Origin of the sequence: Leucobacter coleopterorum, from assembly GCF_011382985.1 — a bacterium.
GTDB lineage: Bacteria > Actinomycetota > Actinomycetes > Actinomycetales > Microbacteriaceae > Leucobacter > Leucobacter coleopterorum.
Window position 1 is genome coordinate 222,463 of the sequence record NZ_CP049933.1, and the last position, 13,343, is coordinate 235,805.

General features: G+C 64.5%; 10 protein-coding genes and 3 pseudogenes. 4 read left to right on the forward strand and 9 right to left on the reverse strand.

Annotation, left to right across the window (positions count from 1 at the left end):
* Positions 1–11 precede the first annotated feature (11 nt).
* The 5 genes and pseudogenes from paaE to paaA form a co-directional block, all read right to left on the reverse strand.
* Positions 12–1,121 carry a 1,2-phenylacetyl-CoA epoxidase subunit PaaE gene (paaE, locus tag G7066_RS01075; RefSeq protein WP_166328390.1) on the reverse strand — a complete coding sequence of 370 codons (1,110 nt, stop codon included), beginning with the start codon at positions 1,119–1,121 and terminating at the stop codon, positions 12–14.
* A gap of 45 nt (positions 1,122–1,166) precedes the next feature.
* Positions 1,167–1,781: a 1,2-phenylacetyl-CoA epoxidase subunit PaaD gene (gene paaD / locus G7066_RS01080; RefSeq protein ID WP_166328392.1), complete on the reverse strand. Its 615-nt coding sequence runs from the start codon at positions 1,779–1,781 to the stop codon at positions 1,167–1,169.
* 2 nt (positions 1,782–1,783) lie between these two features.
* Positions 1,784–2,635 (reverse strand): 1,2-phenylacetyl-CoA epoxidase subunit PaaC, encoded by an 852-nt coding sequence (gene paaC / locus G7066_RS01085; protein WP_244303126.1) that lies wholly within the window; start codon positions 2,633–2,635, stop codon positions 1,784–1,786.
* A 7-nt stretch (positions 2,636–2,642) separates the two neighbouring features.
* A pseudogene (paaB, locus tag G7066_RS01090) lies at positions 2,643–2,935 on the reverse strand (1,2-phenylacetyl-CoA epoxidase subunit PaaB).
* Positions 2,936–3,072: 137 nt separating this feature from the next.
* Positions 3,073–4,023 (reverse strand): 1,2-phenylacetyl-CoA epoxidase subunit PaaA, encoded by a 951-nt coding sequence (gene paaA / locus G7066_RS01095; protein WP_166328394.1) that lies wholly within the window; start codon positions 4,021–4,023, stop codon positions 3,073–3,075.
* Positions 4,024–4,196: 173 nt separating this feature from the next.
* Here paaA and paaI point away from each other — a divergent pair, with 173 nt between their 5' ends.
* From paaI to G7066_RS01115, 4 genes are all read left to right on the forward strand, one after another.
* Positions 4,197–4,667: a hydroxyphenylacetyl-CoA thioesterase PaaI gene (paaI, locus tag G7066_RS01100; protein ID WP_166328396.1), complete on the forward strand. Its 471-nt coding sequence runs from the start codon at positions 4,197–4,199 to the stop codon at positions 4,665–4,667.
* 47 nt (positions 4,668–4,714) lie between these two features.
* Positions 4,715–6,019, forward strand: coding sequence for a phenylacetate--CoA ligase PaaK (paaK, locus tag G7066_RS01105; RefSeq protein ID WP_166328398.1), 1,305 nt, complete (start codon positions 4,715–4,717; stop codon positions 6,017–6,019).
* A 54-nt stretch (positions 6,020–6,073) separates the two neighbouring features.
* Positions 6,074–6,679, forward strand: coding sequence for a TetR/AcrR family transcriptional regulator (locus tag G7066_RS01110; RefSeq protein ID WP_244303129.1), 606 nt, complete (start codon positions 6,074–6,076; stop codon positions 6,677–6,679).
* A gap of 76 nt (positions 6,680–6,755) precedes the next feature.
* Positions 6,756–8,273 carry an APC family permease gene (locus tag G7066_RS01115; protein WP_205881487.1) on the forward strand — a complete coding sequence of 506 codons (1,518 nt, stop codon included), beginning with the start codon at positions 6,756–6,758 and terminating at the stop codon, positions 8,271–8,273.
* Between the two features lie 121 nt (positions 8,274–8,394).
* On the opposite strand, the pseudogene paaZ reads toward G7066_RS01115, so the two are convergent.
* The 4 genes and pseudogenes from paaZ to G7066_RS01135 all read right to left on the reverse strand — a co-directional run bounded on the left by paaZ (position 8,395) and on the right by G7066_RS01135 (position 13,285).
* Positions 8,395–10,418 (reverse strand): annotated as a pseudogene (paaZ, locus tag G7066_RS01120) (phenylacetic acid degradation bifunctional protein PaaZ).
* Positions 10,419–10,432: 14 nt separating this feature from the next.
* The gene (locus G7066_RS01125; protein WP_166328400.1) at positions 10,433–11,320 is read right to left on the reverse strand and encodes a 3-hydroxyacyl-CoA dehydrogenase family protein; all 888 of its coding nucleotides are present in this window, start codon (positions 11,318–11,320) and stop codon (positions 10,433–10,435) included.
* The gene (locus G7066_RS01130; protein WP_166328402.1) at positions 11,317–12,084 is read right to left on the reverse strand and encodes an enoyl-CoA hydratase/isomerase family protein; all 768 of its coding nucleotides are present in this window, start codon (positions 12,082–12,084) and stop codon (positions 11,317–11,319) included. The genes G7066_RS01125 and G7066_RS01130 overlap by 4 nt, the downstream gene beginning before the upstream one ends.
* Positions 12,081–13,285 (reverse strand): annotated as a pseudogene (locus G7066_RS01135) (thiolase family protein). Before G7066_RS01135 ends, G7066_RS01130 begins: the two are co-directional and overlap by 4 nt.
* Positions 13,286–13,343: the final 58 nt, after the last annotated feature.

The following is a 13,343-nucleotide window of genomic DNA, read 5'->3' on the forward strand; positions in this document are numbered from 1 at the left end:
CCCTCCAAGAGCTATGCGTCGTAATCGACGACAACGTGGTCCGACTGAGGGTGCGACTGGCACGTGAGCACGTAGCCGCGATCCATCTCTTCGGGCTCGAGCGCGTAGTTTTCGGTCATCGACACCGAACCGGTGACCACGCGGGCCCGACAGGTGCCGCACACGCCACCGGCGCACGCAAACGGTACGTCGGCGCGCACCCGAAGCGCCGCGTTCAAGATTGTCTCGTTTGCACTCACCGGACTCTCGACCGTGCCGGACGTGCCGTCAAGCGTGAAGTCGATCCGCACCGCCTTCTCGCCAGCCCGCATCTCAACCGGTCGCGCCCGCGTCGGAGCCTCACCCGGCTCACCCGTGCTGAACAGTTCAAACCGCACGTGAGAGGGCTCAACCCCGTACTCGGCCAGCAGGTCCCGGCACAGCTGCACCAGCTCAAACGGCCCGCACAGTACCCACTCGTCGGCCATGCCAACGGGAATGACCGAGGTCAGGATCGTGCGCAGTCGCTCCTCGTCGAGTCGTCCCGACATGATCGGCGCCGAGCGCTGCTCGCGCGACAGTACGTGGTGGATCGCGAAGCGCTGCGGAAAGCGATCCTTCAGATCGGCGAGCTCCTCAACAAACATCACGTCGAGTGAGGACTTGTTCGTGAACAGCAGATCGAAGCGGCTGGTATCACTCTGCAGTAGCACCCGATGCGCCATCGTGATGATGGGGGTGATGCCCGACCCAGCGGCAATACCGACGACGTGGCGACCGTCGAGCTCGGCGAGGTTCGAGGTGAACGCGCCCTGCGGAGTCATCACCTGCAGGGTGTCGCCCGCCTTGAGGGTGTCGTTTGCCCAGGTCGAGAACAGCCCGCCCTGGTCGCGCTTGATCGCGACCGAGATACGGCCGTCGGAGGGTGGGCGGCAGATCGAGTACGAGCGGCGAATGTCTTCGCCGTCGATCGTCGTGCGTAGCGCGAGGTATTGACCCGCGAGGTAGACGTAGTGCTCGGCGAGCTCGGCGGGCACCTCGAAGGTGACCTCAACGCTCGTGTCGGTGAGGTGGCGCACCTCTGCGACGAGCAACTCGTGGAACGTCGCGCGCTTCTTTGCGCCGAGGTTGATGGCAGCCATGGAAACTCCCTAATTTTGGATGGAACGGGATAGCGGGCGGGCCGCTCAGTGAACCTTGAAGTAGTCGAACGGTTCGAGGCAGGCGGTGCACTCGTAGAGGGCCTTGCACGAGGTCGACCCGAAGCGGGCGATCTCGCGGGTCTGCGTCGAGTGGCAGCGTGGGCACTTCACCGCGAGCGGCACGAGCACGGGGCCCCGCCTGGCAGCCGAGCGAAAATCTGGCGGCGCGATGCCGTAGGCCTCGAGCTTACGTTTGCCGTTTTCGCTCATCCAGTCGGTCGTCCAAGCGGGGGAGAGTGTGGTGCTGACGCAGACCTGCTTGTAGCCAGCCTCGTGCAGTTTTGCTGTGACATCGTCGCGCATTTGGTCGATCGCGGGGCAGCCCGAATAGGTTGGCGTGAGCACAACCTCGACCCCGTTTTCGCTGAGGATCACGGTGCGCAGCACCCCCAGATCCTCGATGGTCAGCACGGGCACCTCGGGGTCCAGTACCTGCGCGGCAAGATCCCACACCCGCGCCTCTGCGGGGTCTGTCGGCCGCAGTGATGCGTCAGGGTGCGGGCGGTCGGCACCGTGTGGCTGATCGGCGCCGTGTGGCTGGCCGTTGCCGTGAGGCGAGTCGACCCCTCGCGCAGCGCTGTCGGCGCGCACAGCGGTCATGGTCACCACTTCGCCCCTGGATTGCGCCGCGGCAGCCACTGCATCTCGGTGAGCAGGTGGCCGAGTAGCGTGCTGTGGATGCCGGATCGGCCGCGCGCGTAGGCGGGCTTCACCTCGGGCACCTCGATAGCCGCCTCTGCGAACACGGTCGCGACCGTGCGGTCAAACCCAGCGCGCAGCGTCGAGGGCTGCGCCGCGACGCCGTCGAGTCGCGAGGTGAGCTCGTCGTCTTCGAAGAGCTCTTCGACGTAGGGCCACAAGTCGTGCAGTGACACGAGGATCTTGCCGCGCGACTCCTCGGTGCCTCCCGCGAGGCGCAGGATCCACTGAACCGCGTGATCCAGGTGGTAGCGCACCTCACGCTCGGCCTTGCCTGCGATCGCCTGCAGCGAGGGGTCGCTGCTGCCGAGCAGTGTCTTATAGAGCTCAGCCTGGTAGGCGGAGAAGATGAACTGCCGCGCGATCGTGTCGCCAAAGTGCCCGTTCGGCTGCTCGACCAGCCAGCAGTTGCGAAACTCGGGCTCGTCGCGCCAGAATGCGAGGTCGTCTTCCGAGCGACCCGTCGCGGTGCCCGCGTAGTGCAGTAGCGCGCGGGCGTGGCCGAGCAGGTCGAGCGTAATGTTCGACAGCGCCATGTCCTCTTCAAGCTCGGGCGCCTTCGCGACCCACCAGCCGAGTTGCTGGGAGAGGATCAGCGAGTCGTCACCCAGGCGTAGCGCGTACTCGGCAACGTCGGCGGTTGCGACGGCACCCGCGCCGGGCAGTTCCTCGGCGAGGCGCAGTTCGTCAACGGAGACGTCGCCGTGTGCGGAGACGTCGCCGTGGCCGGTGTCGATTGCGGTTTCAGCGCTCACAGGTGCTTCACCCCTCGGCAAGCGTGTAGTACACAGCGTGCCGGTAGTTCTTGCCCGCTGGCGACTCGAAGAACACACCCTTCGAATCGGGGTCGCTTGTGGTGATCGCGGCGGCGGGAACCACCCAGATTGAGACGCCCTCGTTGCGGCGAGTGTACAGATCGCGCGCGTTGCGCAGGGCCATCTCTTCGTCGGGGCGTGCAGTGATCCCGCGTGCACGTGGCTCAGTCCGCGATTCGCGCGGATAAACACCTCCCACAGCGGCCAGGCTTCGTTACCCTTTTCACCGGGTGTCGACATCTTCGTCTCCTTTAAGTTTCGTTGTCTAAGTGTCATTGTGCGCGAGAGCTCAATTTTGCATGATTTACGAGCGAAAAAACCTGTAAAAATGCGCTCTCGCTAGGGTTTGGGCTAGGGCTAGGGCTAGGCCGCGAGCCTCACGCCGCGAAGCGGCTGCGCTCCCGCTGCTTGCGGGCGTACTCGACCGCGGCCTCGCGCACCCACGCACCGTTTTCGTGGGCCTCGCGACGGTTGCGCAGGCGCTCGGCGTTAGCCGGCCCACGACCGTCGAGCACGGCGTAGAACTCGTCCCAGTCGATCTCTCCGATGATCCACTCGCCCTTTTCTTCGTCGTAGCGCAGATCCTTGTCGGGGCACTCAAGGCCCAGCGCCTCAAACTGCGGCACACACATGCCGACGAAGCGCTGGCGCAGCTCGTCGTTTGAGAAGCGCTTGATCTTCCACGCCATCGACTGCGCCGAGTTGGGTGAGGCGTCATCGCTTGGCCCGAACATCATGAGCGCGGGCCAGTACCAGCGGTTGACCGATTCCTGCGCCATCTGTTTCTGCTCGGGGGTGCCGTGTGAGAGCTCGTAGAGAATCTCGAAGCCCTGCCGCTGATGGAATGACTCCTCTTTGCAGATGCGCACCATCGCGCGACCGTAGGGGCCGTAGGAGGCGCGGCACAGCGGCACCTGGTTGCAGATCGCGGCGCCGTCGACCAGCCAGCCGATCGCGCCCATGTCGGCCCAGGTGGGCGTGTGGTAGTTGAAGATGGAGGAGTAGCGGGCCTTGCCCGCGATCAGCGCGTCGGTCATCTCTTCGCGCGTGATGCCGAGCGTCTGTGCGGCGGAATACAGATACAACCCGTGTCCGGCTTCGTCTTGCACCTTGGCAATGAGGATCGCCTTGCGCTTCAGGCTTGGCGCGCGCGTGATCCAGTTCGCCTCAGGCTGCATGCCGATAATTTCGGAATGCCCGTGCTGCGAGATCTGACGGATCAGCGTTTTGCGGTACTTCTCAGGCATCCAGTCGCGCGGCTCAATGCGCTGATCTGCCTCAATGAGCGCGTCAAAGTTGGCCTGCTCTTCTTGCTCGGTTGTCGCCATCTGTTGCCTCCTTGCATCAGTTCTTGCGTGCTGTGGCTCTCCCGGAGCCGCGAAACTAGTGGTAGAGTCTCGGAGAAGTAATTACTTACCGATCATTCAGTTAGTATAAACACACTTCGGAGGCATCCGCAAAGAACGCGGAATCCACGACCGACTAACGCAACGGAGCGCAGATGAGTTCAACGACGAACCTGACAGAACAAAACAGCATCGAGGATCGCATCGAGCTCGATCCCACTTGGTCTGCAACAGCAATGCTGCGCACCGACACCGCAAAAAAGGCGTTCGGCATCAGCATCGACGAGCTTGAGCGCGGGCGTGCTGTGCTCACCATGCGGGTTCGCGACGACATGGTCAACGGTTTCGGCATCACACACGGCGGTATGGTCTTCACCCTCGCGGACACCGCGTTCGCCTACGCCTGCAACGAGGGCGCAAACGCCGTCGTCGCCTCCGGCGTCGACATCACCTTCACACGCGCGAGCCGATCCGGTGACACGCTCACCGCGACTGCGGTGCGCCGCTGGCTCTCCGGTCGCAACGGACTCTACGACATTACGGTGGTCGATCAAAACGACCAGGTGATCGCGGAGTTCCGCGGTCGATCCTTCGCCACCAACAACCCACTGCCGACAGCGGTCTGAGCCCGGGCCGTTCGGCGATCCCCAACCCTTCACCGCAAAGGAGCACAATGTCTGAAACCGCCACACTCACTGCCGAGCTCGGTCTGCACCCCGAAGAACGACTCACCCGCGAGGAACTCGAAGCACTGCAGCTCGAGCGTCTGCAGCGGACCGTACGCCACGCCTACGAGAACGTTCCCTTCTACAAGAACAAGTTTGACCAGCACGGTGTACACCCCGACGACATTCGCGCCCTGGCAGACATTGAGCGTTTGCCATTCACCACCAAAGACGATCTGCGGCAGAACTACCCCTTCGGTCTGTTTGCGGTGCCGATGGATCAGGTGCGGCGCATCCACGCGTCGTCGGGCACCACCGGTCGCCTAACGGTCGTTGGGTACACCGATCAAGACCTGGAGAACTGGGCTGACCTGATCGCACGCTCACTGTACGCAGCGGGTGTGCGGCCCGGCTGGATGGTGCACAACGCCTACGGCTACGGCCTGTTCACGGGAGGACTCGGTGCCCACGCGGGCATCGAGCGGCTCGGCTGCACCGTGGTGCCTATGTCGGGCGGGCAGACTGAAAAGCAGGTGCAGCTGATCCATGATTTCCGCCCCGACGCCATCATGTGCACGCCGAGCTATCTGCTGACCATCGCCGACGCGTTCGAAAAGGCGGGGTTGGATCCGCGCGCCTCCAGCCTCAAGGTAGCAATCTGCGGGGCAGAACCGTGGACCGAGAGCATGCGGCGCGAGCTTGAGGATCGGCTCGACATCAAGGCCGTCGACATTTACGGCCTGTCCGAGATGATGGGGCCGGGTGTTGGCAACGAGTGCGTCGAGACGCAGGACGGCCCCCACATCTGGGAGGACCACTTTTTGCCCGAGATTATTGACGAGGATCTGCGCCAGGTTGCCGACGGTGAGCAGGGTGAACTCGTGTTCACGACGCTCACCAAAGAAGCCTTCCCGATGATCCGCTACCGCACCCGCGATCTGACCTCGCTGCACCAGGGCACGGCGCGGCCCGCGCACCGCCGGATCGCCAAGATCACGGGGCGCAACGACGACATGATTATCTTGCGAGGCGTCAACCTCTTCCCAACGCAGATCGAGGAGATCGCGTGTGAGATCCCGCACCTGACGAGCCACTTCATTCTGGAACTGTCGAAGCGCGGCACGATGGACCACCTCACCATGAAGATCGAGCCGGATCCTGCCGCGACCACCTCTGAGGCAGAGGCGGCGCTGAAACTGATGCAGAAGCGAGTGAAGGACCGCGCTGGCACGACGATCGGTGCGGAACTCGTGGGCGTGGGATCACTGCCACGTTCGGAGGGAAAGCTCAAGCGGCTGTACGATCTTCGGTAGGCCGGTTCGGCCGTTTGCCCAAGGGAGAGGTCGCGAGTGTCAGAGAGTTCTGCTGTGTCTCCCCGTCGCGGTCGCCCTGGGCACGATCAAAACAGCATGCTCGAGGTGATCGTGCAGGTGTTCACCGACCACGGCTACGACGCCTCCTCGCTCGGCATGATTGCTGATCGGTTGGGGTTATCGAAGTCGGCCGTGTACCACCATTTTGCCTCGAAAGCGGAGATGCTTGAGATTGCGCTTGAGCGAGTGCTCGGTGAGCTTGAACGGGTCTTCGATGAAGCTGAGGCGCAGTCGGGCGACGCTGTGCTGCAGATTCGCTATGTGGTGTTGGAGGCCGTTCAGGTGGCCTGTGCGAAGCAGCAGTATCTGACATTGCTGCTGCGCCTGCACGGCAACTCTGACGTTGAGTTGCGTGCGCTCAAACGACGGAGGAAGCTCACGGGGCGTCTGCGCAAGATGTTTGAGGCCGCACGGGCAGAGGGTTCGCTGCGCGACGATTTGGATCCGGGGCTTGCCGCCCGCTTCACCTTTGGTCTCGTGAACTCGCTCGTTGAGTGGTATCGCCCGGACGGCCCCGATTCGCCTGAGGAACTCTCTGTGGCTGTGCTCGGCTACGTGCGCACGGGCCTGCGTGTGAACGAGACGCGGGACTTCCGGTAGCTCGCTAAGCTTGTGCCTTGCGGGTGGCATTGGGGCCGCCCACTTTTGTCAAAGATGATGAGAAAGGGCACCCTCCGTGTCTACAAGATCACCACTTCCCGATCACTTGGACGACGGCGAACACCTCGCGGTTCTCGGCTACGAGGACTCGTTTAGCCGATCCATGAGTCTTTGGGGCAACTTTGCCCTCGGCTTCACGTATTTGTCGCCGCTTGTTGGGGTGTATTCGCTCTTTGCGGTCGCGCTGACCACTGGCGGGCCGCCCTCGATCTGGTGGATCGTGATCGTCGCGTGCGGTCAGTTGCTCGTCTCGCTTGTGTTTGGCGAGGTGGTGTCGCAGTACCCCATTCATGGCGGCGTGTATCCCTGGGCGCGACGGCTGTGGGGCAGGCGCTACGCGTGGATGGCCGCCTGGGTCTACATCTGGGCCATGGTGGTGACCATCACCGCGGTTGCCGAGTTCGGCACGGGCTTCTTTGCGAGCCTGTTCAACATTGAGTTGACCCCGGCCCTCACGCTGCTCATTGCGCTTGGGTTCTTGCTGCTTGCGCTCGGGATCAACTTCACCGGCACCGCCTGGCTCGCACGCATCGCCCGCCTCGGGCTCTTTGCAGAGCTCATCGGTGTGATCGGGGTTGGCCTCTACCTGCTAATCTTCCAGCGCAAAAACGACTTCGGAGTGTTCTTCGACTCGATGGGTGTGCAGGGTGACGGCAGCTACGTTCCGGCGTTCTTCGCGGCCGCTATTGCGGGTCTCTTTTTGTTCTACGGTTTTGAGGCGTGCGGTGACGTCGCTGAGGAGGTCTCGAACCCAGCGAGACGGATCCCGCGCGCGATGCAACTGACCATCCTCGTTGGTGGCGTTTCGGCGCTGTTCTCGTTTGCCGGGTACGTGCTGGCGGCCCCAAACCTGCAGCAGATCGTCAACGGTGAGGTTGAGGATCCGATCCCCGCCATTCTTGAGTCCACCCTGGGTGCTGTCGGCGCCAAGATTTTCTTGGTGGTCGCGCTACTCGCGTTCATTTCGTGTGTGCTCAGCCTGCAGGCCGCCGCGAGCCGACTCATCTTCTCGTTTGCGCGCGACGGCATGCTGCCCGGTCACCGCTGGCTCTCGAAGGTGTCGCCGACGAGTAAGGTGCCAAACAACGCGCTGGTCGTGGCGTGCACGATCCCTGCGCTGTTCTGCCTGCTGATCTTCTTGAACGAGAACCTGCTGGTGCCGATTACGTCGTTCGCGATTCTCGGCATCTACGTTGCGTTCCAGATGGTGGTGCTCGCGGCGCTCAGGCAGCGTTTCAAGGGCTGGCGCCCTGCTGGTCCGTTCTCGCTGGGGCGGTTCGGTTTTGCGGCGAACATCGTTGCGCTCGCGTACGGCATCTTCGCCTTCGTGATCCTGGCGACCCCGGGCAGCAGCGGCAGCTTCTTCGAGGACTACGTCGTGCACCTCGGCCTTGGCGTCGTGGTGATTGTTGGGCTGATCTACCTGTTCGCTGTGCGCCCCGACTCGAAGTCTGATGCGCCCGAGGGTGACGCGATCCGCGTCGCAACTGAGATTCGTGAGCGCACCGGGCAGGTGGCGGTGTCGCGGCGGTAGGGCAACCGACTTTGTTCAGCCCCGCCCTTCGGCCAGCAATAACCCCTGCGCCAGCAGTATTCCGTGGCGGGCGGGGCTGACTCGGGCCGGGCGAGTGATGGAACGCGCCCGGCACCATACCCTACGGCGTCTTCGAGACCAGAGTGAGGACGTCGTAGGTCGCCACGACCTCGTCGTTCTGGTTCTTGAGCACCGCGTCCCAGTGCACCTCGCCGTAGTCGTCGGTCTCTCGCGGAATGATCTGCTTTGCGGTGAGTGCGACCCGAACTCGGTCCCCTGGCGATACCGGGGTGATGAAGCGCAGATTCTCGAGCCCGTAGTTTGCGAGCACGGGCCCCGGCTCCGGCGACACAAACAGGCCAGCGGCGAACGACAGCAGGAGGTACCCGTGAGCGACGCGCCCAGGGAAGAAGGGGTTCGCCGCGGCGGCCTCCTCGTCCATGTGGGCGTAGAAGGTGTCGCCCGTGAACTCTGCGAAGTGTGTGATGTCGTCGAGAGTGACCTCGCGCTCGTCCGACAGCACCTGATCGCCAACGTGCAGTTCTTGCAGGGACTTGCGGAACGGATGAGCATCAGAGCGCGTCGCGGCCCCCGCGTGCCACACGCCCGTGATCGCGGTGAGCGCCTCGGGGCTGCCCTGGATCGCGGTGCGCTGCATGTAGTGGAACACACTGCGCACACCGCCGAGCTCTTCGCCGCCACCGGCACGACCGGGGCCGCCGTGCACGAGGTTCGGCAGGGGCGAACCGTGGCCGGTCGAGCTGCGCGCGTCGGTACGGTCGAGTACGAGCATGCGTCCGTTCGCCGAGGCTGCGCGCACGGTGAGTGTCGCAACAAATTCGGGGTCGGCAGAAGCGAGGCTCGTCACGAGGGATCCGCCGCCGCGCACCACGAGGTCGGCCGCCTGTTCGGGGGTGTCGTACGTGATGATCGACGACACCGGTCCGAACGCTTCGGTATCGTGCACGCGAGGGGCATAGGGATCGTCGAAACGGAGCAGGATCGGGTCAAGGAACGCTGTGTCGAGGCCCGCAACCTGGCCCGCACCGAGCACAATCCGGCCGCCACCGTCAACGAGCTTTTCCACCTGGCGCAGCACCTCGTCGCGCTGTTCCACCGAGGCGAGCGACCCCATCGTGACGCCCTCCTCGCGCGGATCACCAATAACCACCTTTGAGGCGATGCGATCACGAACCGCCTCGACCAGCGCATCGGCGCTCGCCGCGGGCACGATGGCGCGGCGAATCGCGGTGCACTTCTGGCCTGCCTTGGTGGTCATCTCGGTGACGAGTTGGCGCACGTAGGCCTCGAACTCGGGGTGCCGGGCACCGCGTCGGGTCCGAGCACGGAGGCGTTGATCGAGTCGGTTTCGGCACCGAAGATCACGCCGCCCGTCTGCACGGCATCATGGCGGCGCAGTGCCTCGGCTGTCGAAGCTGAGCCCGTGAATGCCACCACGTCGCCGAGGAGCGCGTGGTCGAACACGTCGCGCACCGATCCCGACACCAGTTGCAGCGCACCGGCTGGCAGCAGCCCCGACTCGATCATGATGCGCACCATCTGCTCGGTGACGTAGGCGCCGGGGGTGGCGGGCTTCACGATGGTCGGCATACCGGCGAGGAAAGCCGGTGCGAACTTTTCGAGCGAACCCCACACCGGAAAGTTGAAGGCGTTAATCTGCACCACCACACCGGGGAGGGTGGTGCGAATGTGACGGCCGATAAACGAGCCGTCCTTCGACAGCGGCTCAACCGGGCCGTCGAGCTGCACCTTCGAGTTGGGCAATTCGCGGCGACCCTTGCCGGAGTAGGTGAACAGCACCCCAATGCCGCCGTCGATGTCGACCCACGAGTCACCCTTCGTCGCGCCCGTGTGGGTGGAGAGCGCGTAGAGCTCCTTCTTGCGCTCGGTGAGCGCGAGGGCGAGCTGCTTCAAGATCACGGCGCGCTGGTGGAAGGTGAGCGCGCCGAGGCTCTTCTGGCCGACGGTGCGAGCGTGCTCCATAGCGGCGGCTAGATCCAGCCCCTCGCTCGAAACCAGCGCGACGGCCTCGCCGGTGACGGCGTCTTTCACCACTGTGCCGGCGGCGTCCGCGGCGGGGCTCCACCAGGCATCTTGAACGTAACTCTGTAGTGTGCGCGTCATCGCGTTGACTCCTTTTACTTATTCCAGTCGTAGAAACCTTGGCCGCTCTTGCGACCGAGTTTGCCCTCGGCGACCATGTCGCGCAGCAGCTGCGGGGGCGTAAAGTTGGGGCCGAGATCGTGCTCAAGCTGCTCGGCGATGCCGAGTCGCACATCGAGCCCAACGATGTCGGTGGTGCGCAGTGGTCCGGTCGGGTGACGGTAGCCGAGTTCCATGGCCAGGTCAATGTCTGCGGCACTCGCAACACCCTGCTCGACCATGCGAATCGCCTCGAGCGCGAGCGCGACACCGAGGCGGCTTGATGCAAATCCCGGCGCATCATTCACGGTAATCGGGGTCTTGCCGAGCGCGCGCACCCACTCCCGTGCGATCTCGGGCAGTTCGGGATCCGTCAGCTCGCACACGACAACCTCAATCAGCGAGGAGGCCGGCACCGGGTTAAAGAAGTGCAAGCCGATGAAGCGTTCTGGCCGATCCAGAGCCTCGGCGAGCTGCGAGAGCGGGATCGACGACGTGTTTGAAGCGATGATGGCGTCACCCGGCAGCTGCTGTTCAATGTTGCTGAGTGCCTCAATCTTGAGGTCGAGAGACTCGGGTACGGCTTCAATAACTAGGCGGCACGCGCCGAACGCGGTGACGCTCGTGGCGACCGTGAGGTTCTGCTTGAGTTGGGCCCCGTCGGCGTCAAGACCCCGCGCGATTGAGGCGTCGATGCTCTGCTCGATGCGCTCGCGGGCGGCGTCGGCCGAGGCGACATCGCGCTCAACCACCACCACGTACGCACCCGAAATGAGGAAGGCGTGGGCGATCCCGCCGCCCATGCGCCCGCCGCCGAGCACGCCGACGCGCGAGGGGACGGTGTCTTCTGCAGTGGCTGGCACCGGAAGTGGTGTGGTCGTCATTTCGCCTGCTTTCGCTCAAGAAATTCCGTCATGCGTCGCATCTTTTCGGGGCTCTCGAAGAGCACGGACTGCTCGTCGAGATCGACCTGCGGGTGGTCCGCGCGCGGTGCGCGCAGCACACGCTTCGAGGCCTGGGTTGCGGCGGGATCAAGCCTCGCGATGCGATCCGCGATCTTCTCGGCCGTCGCCAGGGCAGCCTCGCCGTCATCGTGCAGGTGAGTAATTAGGCCAGCCGCGAGGGCCTCGGGGGCATCGAGGATCCGCCCAGCCAACAGGATCTCGGCCGCGAGCGGCTCACCCACCAGCTCACGCAGCCGCCAGGTCGCACCCGCTGCAGCGATGATCCCGAGTCCTGTTTCGGGGTTACCAATCTTCAGCGTCTGCGTGCCGACGCGAATGTCGGCTGCGTAGGCGAGTTCGGCTCCACCGCCGAGGGCGTAGCCGTCGAGCACCGCGATCACGGGCATGGGCAACGCGTTGATGCGCATGAAGGCGCGGGTGTTGATGCCGGCTTTTGCGTCAGCTGCGCGGCGCTCCCGCAACTGGGCGATGTCGGCCCCCGCCGCAAACGTGCCGCCCTCGCCGCGCAGCACGAGTGTCTGCGGGGTCGACTCAAGCTGTGCGCACATCGCGTGCAGGGCGTCGATCAGGTCTTGGTCGATCGCGTTGCGCTTTTCGGGGCGGTTGAGGGTGGCGAGCACGTGGGTGCCGCGATCCTCGACGCGCAGGGCGGAGCACGTTGCGGCGCTGCTCTCGCCGCTCACGGCTCGACCCGTTCGATAATCGTTGCGGTTCCCTGGCCCACGCCGACGCACATGGTGGCGAGCCCGTAGCGTGATCCCTCGCGCTCCATACGGCCGAGCAACGTGACGAGCAGCCGGGAGCCGGAGGATCCGAGTGGGTGGCCGAGGGCGATGGCACCGCCGTTGGCATTGACGATCGCGGGATCAAGCCCGAGGCGTCGGATCGACGCGAGTGACTGGGTTGCGAAGGCCTCGTTGATCTCGATGGAGCTGAGGTCTGCGGCTGAGAGACCTGCGCGTTCGAGTGCTTTCTCGGTTGCTGGCACTGGGCCGAGGCCCATGACCTCGGGGGCGAGCGCTGCCGAAACGCTGGTCACGATCCTCGCCCGCGCCCTCAGGCCGTACTTCTTGACGGCCGCCCCGCTCGCAACGAGCAGGGCGGAGGCGCCGTCGTTGAGCGAGGAAGCATTGCCCGCCGTGACGACCGAGCCGCCCGCGACCACCGGGCGCAGGCCCGCGAGCACCTCGGAGGTTGTGCCGGGGCGGGGGCCCTCGTCGGTGTCGACAATTGTTGTTTTGCCGCGACCCGCGGGCGCCTCGACGGGCACGATCTCGTCACGAAAGTGCCCCGCTTCGATAGCGGCGATTGCGCGACGGTGGCTCTCGGCGGCGAAGGCGTCGGCGTCTTCGCGCGAGATATTGTCGACGCGGGCGACCTCTTCTGCGGTCTCGGGCATCGAGAACGTCGCCTTGTCGCGCTTCAGAAACTCGGGGTTGGTAAAGCGCCAACCGATCGAAGTGTCGAACTGTGCGCCCGGCTTCGCCCACGCCTTGCCCGGCTTCTCTTGCACCCAGGGGGCGCGGGTCATCGATTCAACTCCACCCGCGAGGATCAGCTCGGCGTCTCCCGCGCGGATTGCCTGTGAGGCGTTGGCAACCGCCGTCATTCCCGAGGCGCAGAGGCGATTCACGGTATAGCCGGGCAGCGAGTCGGGGAGACCCGCGAGCAGTGTGGCCATGCGGGCCACGTTGCGGTTGTCTTCACCGGCCTGGTTCGCGGCCCCGAAGATGACCTCGTCGAGCGCGTCGGCCGGAACATCGGTCCGTTCAACGAGGGCGCGCAGCACGAGGGCTGCGAGATCGTCTGGCCGAACGCCCGCGAGCGCACCCCATAACGACCGACGGGCGTACGAACACCATCTACGAGAAATGCCTCGGGCATAGGCGATAGACCTCCATGTCTGCCGCGTCAGTCGATTTAGTGACTGATCGTTCGGTAA